13 protein-coding genes are annotated in these 13,963 nt (G+C 65.7%); 9 read left to right on the top strand and 4 right to left on the bottom strand.

All coding sequences use genetic code 11. From position 1 onward, the window contains the following. Positions 1–12 precede the first annotated feature (12 nt). The 5 genes from clpB (at position 13) to AVS7_RS24590 (ending at position 5,537) form a co-directional block, all read left to right on the top strand. Positions 13–2,616, top strand: coding sequence for an ATP-dependent chaperone ClpB (gene clpB, locus AVS7_RS19735; protein ID WP_020229788.1), 2,604 nt, complete (start codon positions 13–15; stop codon positions 2,614–2,616). Positions 2,617–2,682: 66 nt separating this feature from the next. After that, positions 2,683–2,988, top strand: a complete 306-nt coding sequence (locus AVS7_RS19730; protein WP_024001925.1) for a hypothetical protein — start codon at positions 2,683–2,685, stop codon at positions 2,986–2,988. Between the two features lie 153 nt (positions 2,989–3,141). Beyond that, entirely contained in the window at positions 3,142–4,131 is a 990-nt protein-coding gene (locus AVS7_RS19725) for a YafY family protein (RefSeq protein WP_020229786.1), read from the top strand. Positions 4,132–4,149: 18 nt separating this feature from the next. Beyond that, complete coding sequence (locus AVS7_RS24595) at positions 4,150–4,956, top strand: hypothetical protein (RefSeq protein WP_144425151.1); 807 nt, start codon at positions 4,150–4,152, stop codon at positions 4,954–4,956. Then, a complete protein-coding gene (locus AVS7_RS24590) occupies positions 4,953–5,537 on the top strand; it encodes a hypothetical protein (RefSeq protein WP_024001922.1) in 585 nt (194 codons plus the stop codon). The genes AVS7_RS24595 and AVS7_RS24590 overlap by 4 nt, the downstream gene beginning before the upstream one ends. Here the strand turns inward: AVS7_RS24590 and AVS7_RS19715 are convergent. The 4 genes from AVS7_RS19715 to AVS7_RS19700 all read right to left on the bottom strand — a co-directional run bounded on the left by AVS7_RS19715 (position 5,521) and on the right by AVS7_RS19700 (position 9,328). Then, the gene (locus AVS7_RS19715; RefSeq protein WP_020229784.1) at positions 5,521–5,952 is read right to left on the bottom strand and encodes a DUF1810 domain-containing protein; all 432 of its coding nucleotides are present in this window, start codon (positions 5,950–5,952) and stop codon (positions 5,521–5,523) included. The two genes, AVS7_RS24590 and AVS7_RS19715, sit on opposite strands and share 17 nt — an antisense overlap. Positions 5,953–5,971: 19 nt before the next feature. Continuing rightward, on the bottom strand, positions 5,972–8,065 hold the full coding sequence (locus AVS7_RS19710) for an ATP-binding protein (RefSeq protein WP_024001921.1): 2,094 nt from the start codon (positions 8,063–8,065) through the stop codon (positions 5,972–5,974). Between the two features lie 15 nt (positions 8,066–8,080). After that, the gene (locus AVS7_RS19705; protein ID WP_020229782.1) at positions 8,081–8,782 is read right to left on the bottom strand and encodes a PIG-L deacetylase family protein; all 702 of its coding nucleotides are present in this window, start codon (positions 8,780–8,782) and stop codon (positions 8,081–8,083) included. Positions 8,783–8,923: 141 nt separating this feature from the next. Then, the gene (locus tag AVS7_RS19700; protein WP_024001920.1) at positions 8,924–9,328 is read right to left on the bottom strand and encodes a GFA family protein; all 405 of its coding nucleotides are present in this window, start codon (positions 9,326–9,328) and stop codon (positions 8,924–8,926) included. A gap of 118 nt (positions 9,329–9,446) precedes the next feature. Here AVS7_RS19700 and AVS7_RS19695 point away from each other — a divergent pair, with 118 nt between their 5' ends. From AVS7_RS19695 to AVS7_RS19680, 4 genes are all read left to right on the top strand, one after another. Further along, positions 9,447–10,883 carry a coniferyl aldehyde dehydrogenase gene (locus AVS7_RS19695; protein ID WP_020229780.1) on the top strand — a complete coding sequence of 479 codons (1,437 nt, stop codon included), beginning with the start codon at positions 9,447–9,449 and terminating at the stop codon, positions 10,881–10,883. A 132-nt stretch (positions 10,884–11,015) separates the two neighbouring features. Continuing rightward, positions 11,016–11,558, top strand: a complete 543-nt coding sequence (locus AVS7_RS19690) for a GNAT family N-acetyltransferase (RefSeq protein ID WP_024001918.1) — start codon at positions 11,016–11,018, stop codon at positions 11,556–11,558. After that, positions 11,555–12,712: a class I SAM-dependent methyltransferase gene (locus AVS7_RS19685; protein ID WP_020229778.1), complete on the top strand. Its 1,158-nt coding sequence runs from the start codon at positions 11,555–11,557 to the stop codon at positions 12,710–12,712. The genes AVS7_RS19690 and AVS7_RS19685 overlap by 4 nt, the downstream gene beginning before the upstream one ends. 62 nt (positions 12,713–12,774) lie before the next feature. Then, a complete protein-coding gene (locus AVS7_RS19680) occupies positions 12,775–13,791 on the top strand; it encodes a tRNA-dihydrouridine synthase (RefSeq protein ID WP_020229777.1) in 1,017 nt (338 codons plus the stop codon). The last annotated feature ends 172 nt before the right edge of the window (positions 13,792–13,963 follow it).

The raw sequence follows: 13,963 nt of genomic DNA, 5'->3' as shown, positions 1-13,963 counted from the left end.
GGAGGTTTACACATGCGTTTCGACAAATTCACGACCAAGTTCCAGGAAGCGCTGTCCGATGCCCAGTCCATCGCGCTGGGGCACGACAACGCCTATATCGAGCCCGCCCATATGCTGGTCGCCATGCTGCGCCAGGACGAAGGCCCGCGCGCGCTGCTGCAGCGCGCCGGCGCCAATGTGCCCGGCCTGCTGAAGGCGGCCGAGGCCGCCGTGGAGCGCCTGCCCCAGGTGCAGGGCCAGGATCAGGTGCAGGCCAGCCCTGAACTGGGCCGCGTGCTTCAGGCGACCGAGAAGGAGGCCATCAAGCGCGGTGACCAGTTCATTGCCAGCGAGCTGTTCCTGCTCGCGCTGACCGACAGCAAGGGCGAGGCCGCCCAGATCGCCAAGGACAACGGCCTTTCGCGCAAGAGCCTGGAGGCCGCCATCGACGCCGTGCGCGGTGGCCAGAAGGTGGACAGCGCCGAGGCCGAGGGCCAGCGCGAGGCGCTGAAGAAGTACACGCTCGACCTGACCGAGCGCGCCCGCGCGGGCAAGCTCGACCCAGTGATCGGCCGCGACGACGAGATCCGCCGCGCCATCCAGGTGCTGCAGCGCCGCAGCAAGAACAACCCCGTGCTGATCGGCGAGCCCGGCGTGGGCAAGACCGCCATCGTCGAGGGCCTGGCCCAGCGCATCGTCGAGGGCGAAGTGCCCGAGTCGCTCAAGAACAAGCGCGTGCTGTCGCTGGACATGGCGGGCCTGCTGGCCGGCGCCAAGTACCGCGGCGACTTCGAGGAGCGGCTGAAGTCCGTGCTCAAGGAAGTCGCGCACGAGGAAGGGCGCATCATCCTGTTCATCGACGAGATTCACACCATGGTCGGCGCCGGCAAGGCCGATGGCGCCATGGACGCGGGCAACATGCTGAAGCCCGCGCTGGCGCGCGGCGAGCTGCACTGCATCGGCGCGACCACGCTCGACGAATACCGCAAGTACATCGAGAAGGACGCAGCGCTGGAGCGGCGCTTCCAGAAGGTGCTGGTCGACGAGCCCAGCGTGGAAGACACCATCGCCATCCTGCGCGGCCTGCAGGTGCGCTACGAGGCGCACCACGGGGTGGACATCACCGACCCGGCCATCGTCGCCGCGGCCGAGCTGAGCCACCGCTACATCACCGACCGCTTCCTGCCCGACAAGGCCATCGACCTGATCGACGAGGCCGCGGCCAAGATCAAGATCGAGATCGACTCCAAGCCGGAGGCGATGGACAAGCTCGAGCGCCGCATGATCCAGCTCAAGATCGAGCGCGAGGCGATGAAGAAGGAGACCGACGAGGCCTCCCAGAAGCGCCTGCAGCTCATCGAGGAAGAGCTGGGCAACATCGAGCGCGAATACGCCGACCTCGAAGACGTCTGGAAGGCCGAGAAGGCCAGCGCCCAGGGCAGCGAGCAGATCCGCAAGGAGATCGACACGATCCACACGCAGATCGACGACCTGAAGCGCAAGGGCGACTTCAACAAGGTGGCCGAGCTGCAGTACGGCAAGCTGCCCGAGCTGGAAAAGCAGCTTAAGGAAGCGCAGGACAGCGAGGCCGGCGGCACTGGCGCCAAGCACAAGCTGCTGCGCACGCAAGTGGGCGCCGAGGAAATCGCCGAGGTGGTGAGCCGCGCCACGGGCATCCCCGTGGCCAAGATGATGCAGGGCGAGAAGGACAAGCTGCTGCACATGGAAGACAAGCTGCACGAGCGCGTGGTGGGGCAGGACGAGGCGATCTCCGCCGTCGCCAACGCCATCCGCCGCTCGCGCTCGGGCCTGTCCGACCCCAACCGGCCCACGGGCTCGTTCCTGTTCCTCGGCCCCACGGGCGTGGGCAAGACCGAGCTGTGCAAGGCGCTGGCGGGCTTCCTGTTCGACAGCGAAGACCATCTGGTTCGCATCGACATGAGCGAGTTCATGGAGAAGCACTCCGTGGCCCGCCTGATCGGCGCGCCGCCCGGCTACGTGGGCTACGAGGAGGGCGGCTACCTCACCGAGGCCGTGCGCCGCAAGCCCTACAGCGTGCTGCTGCTCGACGAGGTGGAGAAGGCCCACCCCGACGTGTTCAACGTGCTGCTGCAGGTGCTGGACGACGGCCGCCTGACCGACGGCCAGGGCCGCACCGTGGACTTCAAGAACACGGTCATTGTGATGACCAGCAACATCGGCTCGCACCTGATCCAGGCCATGGTGGGGCAGGACTCCGAGGACATCAAGGAAGCGGTGTGGGGCGAGCTGAAGACGCACTTCCGCCCCGAGTTCCTCAACCGCATCGACGAGACGGTGGTGTTCCACGGCCTCGACGCGAAGCACATCGAAGCGATTGCACGCATTCAGTTGCGGCTGCTGGAATCGCGGCTGGCGAAAATGGACCTTGCTCTGCAGGTGTCGCCCGCTGCGCTGGGCGAGCTGGCCAAGGTCGGCTTCGACCCTGTGTTCGGAGCGCGCCCGCTCAAGCGGGCCATCCAGCAACGCATCGAGAACCCGCTGTCCAAGCTGCTGCTCGAAGGGCGCTACCCGCCCAAGAGCGCGATCCCCGTGGACGTCGATCCGGTGAAGGACCCAGGGGTATTCCACTTCGGAGAGGCCCGCCCCGCAGGGTGAGGTCTACCATAGAAGCTCCAGGCGTTTCTCGCGCCCGGGGCTTCATCTGCCAGAAAGGGGCATGGTTTGAACGACATAGTGGCCGGCGCGATCCGGTGGACATTGCGCCTCGTGGTACTCGCCATGGGCGTGCTCTTTTTCCTGAGCCTGCTGGCCGCGGCTGCCGTGCTGGCGCTCGTCTGGGGGGTGCGCGCACTGTGGGCGCGCCTCACGGGCCGGCCGGTCATGCCCTGGGCCATGCGCATGAGCCCGCGCGATGGCTGGAGCACCGTCTACCGCAGCACCGCGCGCTGGACGGCCCCCAGCCCCTCGGCGCGTGCGGCGCAAGGCGGTGCCGACGTGACCGACGTGGTGCCGCGCGAAGTCCGCTGACGGCTTTTTCTCGCTGTGCCCACCTGGGTGCGACACAGGATTTCGCAATGGTGAGGACACTGCAAAGGTAGCCACGACCGCCTTTGCCGTGATGGCATTCATGCAACCTTTGATACATTGAGTTGCAGATACATGCCCACCCTCCCCACTGTCATGCCCGCCCGCCCCGCTGCCCAGGAAAGCCTGCACATTGCTCTGGAAATCCTCAAGCGCATACCGCGCCACGGAAAAACCACCGCGCGGGAACTGCACGCCCAGTTGGCCGCCATGGGCCTGGAGCGCTCGCTGCGCCGCATCCAGAGCCTGCTCAAGTTCCTGTGCCAGCACTACGACATCGAGTGCGATGACAGCAGCAAGCCCCACGGCTTCTGCTGGAAGCCGCAAGCCGGCCTGGCGGCGCACTCGCTGAACCCATCGGAGTCGCTACTGCTCGCCATGGCCGGGCAGCAGATGAAATACCTGCTGCCTGTGCGCATGCGCCGCTCCCTCGTCGGCCTGTTCGATGCCGCCGAGGACCGTTTGCGGCGGTGGCCCGAGGAGACGCGGCAGGCGCGTTCATGGCTGGGCAAGACGCGCACCATCTCTACATCGCAGCCCCTGCTGCCTCCGGATATCGACGAGGCCGTCTTCCAGGCAGTCGGTGATGCCCTGTACGCCGACCACTGGCTGGACATCGACTACTCCAACGTCGCAGGCAAGCGTAGCCGCAAGCGCGTGATGCCATTGGGGCTGGTGCAGCAAGGTGTGCGCATGTTTCTCGTCGCACGCTTCGAGGGCCATGCCGATGCGCGCACCCTGACCTTGCACCGTTTTCATTCCGCCACCGATACCGGCCTGCCGTTCACGCGCCCCGCTGATTTCGACCTGGAGCGTTTTGACACCGAAGGCCAATTCGGCTTTGTCCGGGGGAACCGTATCGACCTCGTTTTCCGCATACGCCGGATTGCGGGGCAGCACCTGCTGGAAACGCCGCTGTCCTTGTCGCAGAAGCATGAACCCTGCGAGGGAGGGGATTGGCTGCGCATTCGCGCCCAGGTGGTGCGAACGCTGCAACTGGAGCAGTGGCTGCGCGGGTTTGGCCGCATGGTGGTCGTGGAAGAGCCGCCGGAAATGGTGGATGCGGTGTCGGATTCAGCCAATTGATTTAATGAAGGAACGGGTATGTTGATTATCTGGAAAGACTTCGGCCATCAGGTTAATAAGAATGATAAGACTATTGCCGAGTTTCTGAAATCAGTATTGATTGAGGTGGTTTCAGAGAACTACAGGCATCTCATGGCCGAGAGTGTCCAAAGAAGCGAGGAATATAGGGGGAATAAGAAGTGTGATGGCAGAAAAGAAATGGTATTCAATCCGCCCCTGCGGGGCAGGGAGAGAATCGTTTCAGGAATATTTGCTACGGCAGTGTCGCGGGTCGCCCAGCGTTCCTATCCAGAAGCCAGAGTAGATAGACCCATCAGCAGGGAAATGGATCCAGAGGACGGAGGAAATGACGAGGGGCAATCTGCCGGGCGCGTCGATTATCTGGCCTTCTACCAAGATCGAACGATCGGGTTCGAGTTGAAATCTGCAGTAGCCAACTTTAATAGAGTGGTCAATGGCACAGGGGGGCTGACTGGTTTGGCCATAAAGCGATGGGCGAATGTACAGGCGCAGGCGATGAGCGCTGTAAGATTTCTTGAAAAGAATCCCGATGATTATCCCGGCGCCGTAGGGCTGGCGGTCATGACGCTGGCGGCTCGCAGTGTCAGGAAAAATCGAGGCCAACCCGAATCGGGTTTTTGCCAAACCTTTGCCAATGAAATTGAGAAAAATCTGATGGCGCCGGGGGGGGAGGATGATTTTTTTGTTGCTGTCTGTGAAATGCCAGAGAAATTCCGGCTGTTCAAAAACCTTTCTGGTAAGGAAAATGGAGGTGACGTTTATACGCCGGCAATTGCGTTCGTCGCCAGGAAGTTCAGCCAGTGACGGAATTGAAGTCGCTTTCCATCATTCACGGAAAATTAGTCGGACTGCTGAGTGCCGCCGCCCTGCAGCGGCAGGCCACGCCCTGTGACCGTTACGCCGCAGCTGATCTCATCGTGGCGTTGCTTGAAACCCCTGAAGCAGTGCGCTGGCAGCGCGGCGGCATTCTCGAAATACCGGATTTTCTGAAGCGCCCAGGCTACGATGGCCCGGTGACGGAGGAGTTCCTCCAGCCGCAAGCCAGCCAGCACCGTTATTGCGGCACCTGCGGTGCATCTTTCGAGATGCAGCGCGAATCCATCGTGCAAAAGCCGGGACTGAAGGCCGAACTGACCATGCATGCGGATGGCTCCTTCGCCCGTTGGGCATGCCAAGTCTTTCCACCAGAGGTACAACTCCTAGACGAAAGCCATGGGCGTAGCGAGCAAGCCTTTCAATTGCTGGATTTGGTGCGCGGAAGCCTGGGCCATGAACGGGTGTTGCTGCTGGCGGCCACCTTGGCAAGAGATTTGCTGTGGAACGCCGATGCGTCGTATCAAGGAAGTCTGGAACGGCTGCAAGAGCACGTCAGGCAGCAGTGGTAGCCAGCAGGCGCAGGGTCTGCTCATCCTCATGGCCCTCATAGAAAGCGTGTAGAGCGCTTCCAAATATGGGTTCGGATGGAGCCACGGCGCGGAACAGGGTCAGGCATGACTGGAGTTTCATGCCGTCGGTCCAGCCCAATATGTCGATGATGCTGCGGTCCCTGTGTTCCAGAATGGCTCGTACGCATTCGATGAGCCTGGGGCCGAGCAGGGGATGCGCCAGATAGGCAGCGGCTTCGGCGCGATTGGCGATACCGTAGTAATGCGCTTTCTGGCTGCGCCCCAGGCTGAGCAGTTGCGGCAGCACATACCACATCCAATGCGTTTGTTTTCTTCCTGCGTGCAATTCCGCCAATGCCTGCGCGTAGTGGAATTGCTGCGCATGGACAAAGCGCTCCAGCGAATAGGTATTCATGGCAGATCGTTACGACGGATCATAAAAAGCCGATGCTTGTCCTGCCGCCATTCTTGAGTGCGCATTCGCTTGCCAACGCTTCCACCAGCATGGCGGCCGAGGTGATGCGGTGCAGCCGATGCTGGCCCAGCACGGCGGCGAAGTCGCCTGGCGTGAGGTGGGTAAGACGCTCCAGGCGGAGCGCCAGTTCCGGTGCAGGAGGTCCTATTTCCAGATAGGTCGCGTAGCGGCAGAGCAGTGCCCAGGCTTGTGTGGGACGCAGAAAGCCAAACCGCGCCTTGATGTCGAAACGGCGCAAGGCGGCTTGGTCCAGTCCATGCATCAGATTGGTCGAGGCGATGAATACGCCGGGGAATGTTTCCATCTGGGTGAGCATTTCGTTGACGGCGGTGACTTCCCAACTGTGCTGCGCATTGCGGCGGTCTTGGAGGAAGCTGTCCACTTCGTCGACGAGCAGTACTGCGCCTTCATGCTCGGCCCCCCGAAAGGCGCGCGCCAGATTTTTCTCGGTTTCCCCGACCCACATGGAGATGATGTCGGATGCGCGCCTGGCGTGCAGTGGCGCGCCCAGATGTTCGGCCAGCCAGCGTGCATAGGCGGTTTTCCCTGTGCCTGGCGGGCCATACAGGCAAATCCGCCCTGAGCGGGTGGTGGCCAGGCCCTCGGCGATCTTGGCCAGGTCGATGTCGGTGTGGATGAAGGCGGGATCGTAGGTTTCCGGTAGTTGAATGAAGCCGGTCGTCTTGATGCCCCGGTGGCCTTGCGCGCATAAGGTGTTATGGAGGAGATGCTCGAGAGCGGGGGCGAGGCGTGCTTCGCCCAGTTCTTCTCGGATGGAGCGCACGACTGCACTGGCCCGTGTGACCACGGCGGGAGCCAGACATTCCACCGTGGCGATGCGTGACAAGTGGCGGGGAGGCAGCAAGTCGCCGCAACGGGCGTGCAGAATGCGTTCGCGCTGCGGCTTGGGGGGAATAGGCAACTCGACGATCATGTCGAAACGCCGGATGAAGGCCGGATCGAGCGTCTCGATGGAGTTGGAGAGCCACAGCGTCGGTACCGGATTGGCATCGAGCATGCGGTTCATCCAGCCTTTGCGGGCTTGAGCGATGCTCTGGCGTTCCCAGTAGCTATCGCCGCCCCTGAACACGTCTTCCACCTCGTCGAACAGGAGCAGGGCCCGCCGCCGGGCAAAGAAGCTCTGTGCCGCGCGAAAGGCACGCAACCGCCGGTCGCCGTCCGCCGGATCACCTCTGTCATCCTCGCTGGCGATCTCGAACAGCTCGCATCCCAGCCATTGCGCCAGGGCCTTAGCCAACTCGGTTTTACCCGTGCCAGGCTTGCCATGCACGAAGATATTGACGCCTGTGCGTCCCTGGAGCACGGTCTTGCGTAGGTAGGGCTTGAGGATCGACAGCGAGTCGGCGATGTGCTGGAAATCATCCAGCCCCAGTTGTGCGGGGGGGCTGGGGGCTACCGTGCCGCGCAGGAGATGCACGGGGTCGGCTTCGGAGGAGAGCATGTTGTCCGCAAAGCTGTTGGACAGCAGGTCGAGCTTGCCGCGCAGCGAGCTCGTGCCGCGCCGGTCGAGGCTCATCAGGCCGGAACGCGTAAGAATGCCGTTGAGGTCGAGTGCCTGTCTTACCTCTGGTTCGGGGATGTCGAGCAACACGGTCAATGCACGGCAAACCTTGGCCAATGACAAGTTATGCCCCAGGAAGTCCGCCACTTCCTCCAGCAGATGTTCCGTGTGCAGTAACACCGTGAATTCGAGAATGCGGCATTCGCTGGCCCTCAGGCCGACGAGCTTACCCAGGCGCTCCACATTAACCGCAAGGCATTGCGGCACGGCGGCGTCGTGCGACCGGCGCTCGGCAGCCATGTGCTGCCGGCGCAACGCGGTCCATGTTGTTTTCGTGTCGTGTTCGCCAGGAGCGGCAGGAATTTCCATGCCCAGAAGCGTGGCCAACGTGTCGTCGGAAGCATAGACGTCCTTGAGGTATGTCTTGAGCCCCCCCAGCGGCACCAGCAAACGGAGCAGCCATAGGCGCAGCCAGGGAGCCGGTTCCGGTGGATGAGAGGGCGATAGGGCGTGGCTGCGGATGCTGCGCATGAATGATTGCTTCCGTCAGCGCCGAACCATGCGCACCACATGCAGTAGCTCAGCGAATTGGCACCCTGCTTCGATGCCACGCAGACGGGCGAGGGCGCTTGCGCCTTCGACACCGATGGGGTGATGGTGGCTCTTATGCCCCATCTGAGAGGCGTGCGCGCGCAGGGCCGCGACCTTGCGGGGCCAGTGCGGTGTGATGTCCACGTACATCCCGCCCTGGAAGGCGTGGAAAGAAGCACCTGCACCCCAGTGGCTCAATGGATATTCATACCCCGCCACCAGATCAGGCCGGTGGCCTTGTAAGCGGGGGCGGGTCGCGGCGATGCCTGCGTTCCAGCAATGCATGTGGTCCTGGTGAGACGAGGGCAGGGGCAGCAGGACTTCGTCAGGAGCGAAGCTGTCGATCAGGCCATCGAGTAGGGTGACCAGACGGCTTGTGGGCAGTTTCTGCGCTAGTTCTCCATCGCAGCCTCGGCTTAGGAGGCGCAGGTGCTGCACGCCCAGTATTTCCATGGCGCGGGCGCATTCGTCCATGCGCAAGTCGGCAATGGCTTCGGCATGGGGGCGCGATTCCGCTGACGGTCCCGCAGTGGCCAGAACGACCATCACCTCGGAGCCGTGTGCCGCGCTGCTGGCGAGGTAGCCGCCAGCGCCCAGTTCGGCATCGTCGGCATGGGGGCTCAGCAGCAGGATTCTTTTAGGGCGTTGCGTGGGCATGCCCTACATGGTGCAGGTGGACGCGAAGCGCTGTGTCGCGTGCGCGATTGTCCGGCTCACGAACGGCTGTTCTTCTCCGGGTGCTGCAGAAAGATGAGCTGCTTGCGCTTGCTGGATAAGCGCCGGAGGCCAAAAAAAGCCTCAATCGCTGGGCGGCGCATACTGCGCGATCACCTGCTGTTCCGTGAGCATCGGCGTCTGTTCCGCGAAGGTGTAGTACGCGGGCTTGTTGTCGATGTATATCTGGCTGGCCAGCGTGAAGTCCTGCGTGTCGAACGCTCCGGCAGGGACGAAATACTCGCCCGTCGCCAGCAGCTTGTAGTACAGGTGCGTGCCGCACCGCTTGCAGAAGGCGCGCTGCGCCCAGTCCGAGGACGCGTAGACGGCGATCTGGTCCTCGCCCGTGAACGCCACGTCCGGCCCGCAATGCACGGCCAGCATCGGCCCGCCGCCCCAGCGGCGGCAGAAGCCGCAATGGCAGGCGCCGATCTCTTTCGTGTCGGGCGACGTGAAGCTGACTGCGCCGCAGAGGCAATGACCGTTCATCTCGATGGGCCTTTCAGGTCTGGGGAAGGGGTAGGGCATCTTACGAAGGACCGTGCGGCAAAACAATGTCACGTGCCTTTGCGCCAACGGCGTCCCTGCGCGCCCTATCATGGAAGCCATGAGCCCTGACGACATCCGCCACCTGTTCGAGATCCAGCACCATGCCAGCCGCGCGCACCCCGACGTGCCGCTGATGGTGCGCCGCGAGCGGCTGCTGCGCCTGTCCAAGATGCTCGACGAGCATGGCCCCGTGCTGGCGGCAGCAGTGCAGGCGGACTTCGGCATGCGCTCGCAGCGCCTGACCGAGGTGGCGGATCTGTTCCTGCTGCGCACGGAACTCGCGCACACGCTGCGGCACCTGGCGCGCTGGTGCCGGCCGCGCAAGGTGCGCACGCCGCTGTTCCTGCAGCCCGCGCGCGGCTGGATCGAGCGGCAGCCGCTAGGCGTGGTGGGCATCATCTCGCCGTGGAACTACCCGGTGCAGCTCGCGCTGGCGCCGGCCATCGGCGCGCTGGCGGCGGGCAACCGCGTGGTGCTCAAGCCCAGCGAGCTCACGCCGCACACCTCGGCGCAGCTCGCGGCGCTGGTGGCGCAGTTCTTCGCGCCCGACGAGTTCTGCGTGGTGCAGGGCGACGCGGCCACGGCGGCGCTGGTCGCCTCGCTGCCGTTCGACCACCTCGTGTTCACCGGCTCCACGGCCGTGGGCCGCAAGGTGGCGCAGGCGGCGGCGGCCAACCTCACGCCGACCACGCTGGAGCTGGGCGGCAAGTCGCCCTGCATCATCGATGCGGACTGCGACATGCAGGATGCCGCGCTCAAAATCGCCCACGGCAAGCTGCTCAACGCGGGGCAAACGTGCATCGCGCCCGATTACGTGCTGCTGCCGCGCGGCAGCGAGGCAGCGTTCGCCGACGCCTTCCGTGCGGCCGTGGCGCGGCTGTTTCCGTACTTCGAGGGCAATCCGGACTACGCGTCGATCATCACCACACGCCACTTCGCGCGGCTGCGCACCATGCTGCAGCAGGCGCAGACCCAGGGGGCCGAGGTGCAGGTGATGCAGCCCGTGCCGGGCTCGCCGCCACCACCGCCCCAGGGCATCGGCGATGGCGTGGGCCGGCAGATGGCGCCGGTGCTGGTGTTTGGCGCCACGCCGCAGATGCAGCTCATGCAGGAGGAAATCTTCGGCCCGGTGCTGCCCGTGCTGGGCTACGAGCGGCTGGACGACGCCATCGCCCACATCAACGCCCGCCCGCGCCCGCTGGCGCTGTACTGGTTCGGCCGCAGCGAGCAGGTGCGCGACGACGTGCTGCGCCGCACGGTGAGCGGCGGCGTGTCGGTGAACGACACGCTGATGCACATCGCGCACGGCGCGCTGCCCTTCGGCGGCGTGGGCGACAGCGGCTGGGGGGCCTACCACGGCGAACAGGGCTTCCTGCGCTTTTGCCACCAGAAGTCGGTGCTGGCGCAGTCGCGCTGGTCCCTGGGGCACCTGCTGTACCCGCCCTACGGAGCGCGCTTCGACCAAGTCATGGCGATGCTGCGCAGGCTGATGTAGCGCCTGCCACAACTGGCGCCGTTTGCGTGCAATGGCACGGTGGGGAACGTGGAAACAGCAGGGGGTAGGAAGCGAAAATCCGTTTGCGCGACAATAGCGGGTTTTTCGTTTCCCACCCGTTTCCGTTTCCCCATGTCCAGTATCCAGGTTCGTCCCGCCACCCTTCGCGATGCCAAAGCCATCGCCCAGGTCCATACCGCCGCTGCGATGGAGGCCTATCGCGGTCTGGTGCCAGACGAGCAATTGAAATCCATGTCCTCGGTGGAGAAGCGCCAAGCCTATTGGCGCGAGGCCATCGAATATTGCGAACCCCAGGTCCAGGTGGCCGTGGATGGCGACAAGATCGTCGGCTTCGTCGGCTTCGACCGCTCGCGCGATGAAAAATCCCGCCCCACCACCGGCGAAATCTGGGCCATCTACGCCGCCCCCACGCACTGGAACCAGGGCGTGGGCCTGGCCCTGTGGGACGCCGCCCGCGACGGCCTGCAGGAAGAGGGCTGCACCACGGTCACCGCCTGGGTGCCGCTGCGCAACGAGCGCGCGCTGCGCTTCCATGAGCTGGCCGGCTTCAAGCGCGAGATGACGACCGCCAAGACGGCCGTCGTCGGTGGCATGAAGATCGAGGAGGTGCGCCTCAAGCGTCCGATCAACCAGCAGGTCGCCCTCGCCGCATGATCCACTGGAGCGAGCACGGCGATGAGCGCAGCGCGCCGTGGCGCTCCGAAAGCGGCGCCGGCGCGCCGCGCCGCGTGGTGCTGGCCGACGACACGCTGGCCGCCGACGCCGCTTATCGCCTGGTGTGCGAAGGCACGGGCCTGCTGTGGCGCGGCGACTTCCAGAACGCGCGCCACCTGCTGGATGCGCTCAAGCGCCGCATCGACCGTCCGCGCAAGGACCGCAAGGGCGGCAAGGGCGGCAAGCACGCCGCAGCCCCGGAGTTCCCGCACGCCTTCCACCTGCACCGTCAGGCGCAGGCGCAGCGCGCGCGCCTGCTGGGCCTGCTGCTGATCGGGCTGGAGCCCGACTGGGGCATCGCCCTGCGCCGCGCGCCCGACTGGCGCGTGGCCTGTGCCGAGGCCTGGGGCGCCGCGCCCGGCGCGCCCTGCGTCGTCTCGCTGCGCGAGCTGCTAGGGGCTGTGGGCGCGCACGAATGGCGCAAGAAGGGTGTGCACGTGCCTGCGCTGGACGCGCGCATCCATCCGCACTACGGCGTGTTCTCGCCCGTGCGCGGCGAATACGTGGACCTGGTCGCCCAGGCGCCGCTGCCGCCGGGCGCGGAGGCGCTGGCCTTCGAGATCGGCACCGGCACCGGCGTGCTGGCCGCCGTGCTGGCGCGGCGCGGCGTGGACCGCGTGGTGGCGACCGAGCTGGACCCGCGCGCCCTGGCCTGCGCGCAGGACAACTTGGCCCGCCTGGGCCTGGCCGGCCGCGTGGAGCTGCTGCAAGCCGACCTGTTCCCAGAGGGGCGTGCCCCGCTCATCGTCTGCAACCCGCCCTGGCTGCCGGCCAAGGCCGCTGCACCCATCGAGCGCGCGGTGTACGACGAGGGCGGCCGCATGCTGCGCGGCTTCCTCGCGGGCCTGGCAGCGCATCTGGCTCCGCAGGGCGAGGGCTGGCTCATCCTGTCCGACCTGGCCGAGCACCTGCGCCTGCGCAGCCGGGGCGACCTGCTCGGCTGGATCGCTGCCGCCGGGTTGGAGGTGCTCGGCCGCCACGACATCCGCCCGCGCCATGGCAAGGCCACGGCCGGCGGCGACGTGCTGGCCGGCGCGCGCACGGCCGAGGTCACCTCGCTTTGGCGCCTGGGTGTGCACGCCACAGATTCGTAACTCCTCTTTTGATAGCTGGTTGCGCTTGCTGCATAAGCGCTAGAGGCTGATTTCATTCAAGAATGAGCGCATCCGCACCGCCGCTGCTGCTCGCCCCCATGGAGGGGCTGCTCGACTTCGTGCTGCGCGACGTGCTCACCCGCGTGGGCGGGGTGGACCGGTGCGTGTCGGAGTTCATCCGCATCACCGGCAGCCTGCTGCCGGACAAGGTGTTCCTGCGCTACATCCCCGAGCTGCACAACGGCGGCCGCACGCTGTCGGGCGTGCCGGTGCGGGCGCAGCTGCTGGGCTCCGACCCGGTGAGCATGGCCGAGAACGCCGCCCGCCTGGCAGAGCTGGGCCCCGAGGGCATCGACCTGAACTTCGGCTGTCCCGCCAAGACGGTGAACCGCCACGGCGGCGGCGCCGCGCTGCTGCGCGAGCCCGAACGCATCGCCGCCGTGGTGGCCGCCGTGCGCCGCGCGGTGCCGGCCCGCCTGCCCGTGTCGGCCAAGATGCGGCTGGGCTACGACGACGCCCGCCTGGCGCTCGACTGCGCGCAGGCCATGCAGGACGGCGGCGCCTGCGAGCTGGTGGTGCACGCACGCACCAAGGCCGACGGCTACCGCCCGCCTGCCTATTGGGAGCAGATCCCCGCCATCCGCGCGGCGGTGCGCATCCCCGTGGTCGCCAACGGCGAGATCTGGACCGTGGCCGACGCGCTGCGCTGCCGCGCCGTATCGGGCTGCGGCGCGCTCATGCTGGGCCGCGGCATCGTGGCCGACCCCGGGCTGGCGCTGGCCATCCGCGCCGTGGATGCGGGCCGGCCCGATGCGCCGCCGCTGCCCTGGGAGGCGCTGCCGCCGCACATCGCCCGTTTCTGGCACTTGGTGTGCGAAGACCTGGATCCGCGCCAGCGCGCCGGCCGGCTCAAGCAGTGGCTGAACCTGCTGCGCCGGCGCTACCCCCAAGCCGAGGCGGCCTTTCAGCAGGTGCGCGTGCTGACCGACCAGCGCACCATCACCGAATGGGTGGAAAGCTTAGAGCGTGTTCAAGGTCATTTCATGGCGCCCGCAAGGCAGCAAACAGCCGCAATCTAGGCGCGCACCGCAGACCATGCTGGCGGCCTGGACAAGGTGCGCAACGACGAGTGCGGCTGTTTGCTGTCTTGCCCGAAGGGTTGTCCCGCCAAGAGGGCATCTGCCGCGTTGCCTGGCCGGCCGCGCAAATGCTCGCCGGGCCACCAGCCCGGCTGTGCTTTGCGCCTTGCAC

Source organism: Acidovorax sp. MR-S7 (assembly GCF_000400995.2).
Classification (GTDB): domain Bacteria; phylum Pseudomonadota; class Gammaproteobacteria; order Burkholderiales; family Burkholderiaceae_C; genus MR-S7.
The sequence above is the reverse complement of the archived record's forward strand: the minus strand, read 5'-3'. Positions and strand labels throughout refer to the sequence as shown.

Excerpts from the sequence above, each read along its gene's own strand:
- AVS7_RS24595 (WP_144425151.1), top strand. The coding sequence starts at position 4,150 with ATGTTGATTATCTGGAAAGACTTCGGCCATCAGGTTAATAAGAATGAT.
- AVS7_RS19680 (WP_020229777.1), top strand. The coding sequence starts at position 12,775 with ATGAGCGCATCCGCACCGCCGCTGCTGCTCGCCCCCATGGAGGGGCTG.
- AVS7_RS19715 (WP_020229784.1), bottom strand. The coding sequence starts at position 5,952 with ATGAATACCTATTCGCTGGAGCGCTTTGTCCATGCGCAGCAATTCCAC.
- AVS7_RS19695 (WP_020229780.1), top strand. The coding sequence starts at position 9,447 with ATGAGCCCTGACGACATCCGCCACCTGTTCGAGATCCAGCACCATGCC.
- AVS7_RS19705 (WP_020229782.1), bottom strand. The coding sequence starts at position 8,782 with ATGCCCACGCAACGCCCTAAAAGAATCCTGCTGCTGAGCCCCCATGCC.
- AVS7_RS19710 (WP_024001921.1), bottom strand. The coding sequence starts at position 8,065 with ATGCGCAGCATCCGCAGCCACGCCCTATCGCCCTCTCATCCACCGGAA.
- clpB (WP_020229788.1), top strand. The coding sequence starts at position 13 with ATGCGTTTCGACAAATTCACGACCAAGTTCCAGGAAGCGCTGTCCGAT.
- AVS7_RS19690 (WP_024001918.1), top strand. The coding sequence starts at position 11,016 with ATGTCCAGTATCCAGGTTCGTCCCGCCACCCTTCGCGATGCCAAAGCC.
- AVS7_RS19700 (WP_024001920.1), bottom strand. The coding sequence starts at position 9,328 with ATGAACGGTCATTGCCTCTGCGGCGCAGTCAGCTTCACGTCGCCCGAC.
- AVS7_RS19685 (WP_020229778.1), top strand. The coding sequence starts at position 11,555 with ATGATCCACTGGAGCGAGCACGGCGATGAGCGCAGCGCGCCGTGGCGC.
- AVS7_RS19725 (WP_020229786.1), top strand. The coding sequence starts at position 3,142 with ATGCCCGCCCGCCCCGCTGCCCAGGAAAGCCTGCACATTGCTCTGGAA.